This window comes from Geomonas diazotrophica (assembly GCF_018919385.1).
In the GTDB taxonomy this organism is placed as follows: Bacteria; Desulfobacterota; Desulfuromonadia; order Geobacterales; family Geobacteraceae; genus Geomonas; species Geomonas diazotrophica.
The window spans coordinates 1-279 of record NZ_JAHLMF010000052.1 but is presented as its reverse complement, the minus strand read 5'-3'; the positions used below and the strand labels follow the sequence as shown (position 1 = coordinate 279).

At 48.0% G+C, this 279-nt stretch carries 1 tRNA gene; it reads right to left on the bottom strand.

The window, feature by feature from the left end:
- Nucleotides 1-159: 159 nt before the first annotated feature.
- Nucleotides 160-235 (bottom strand) — tRNA-Ala (locus tag KOM00_RS20515).
- Nucleotides 236-279 lie beyond the last annotated feature (44 nt).

Here is a 279-nt window from a genome sequence, read left to right as displayed (position 1 = left end):
GCCCTTAGTAGCTTGACCATAAAAAAACTGTAAATGATCTCACTGCCATGCATACTTCCCGAAACGACTTACGTCATTTCGGTTGCTACCTACATTCACTACTATGCAATTGTCAAAGAACGGTATCATCCACCTTCGCTAAAGCTTCGGTGGATAAAATGGTGGAGGTGAACGGGATCGAACCGATGACCCCCTGCGTGCAAGGCAGGTGCTCTCCCAGCTGAGCTACACCCCCATTTTCAAAATGGGTACTCGATGAAAATGGTGGGCCTAGGTGGA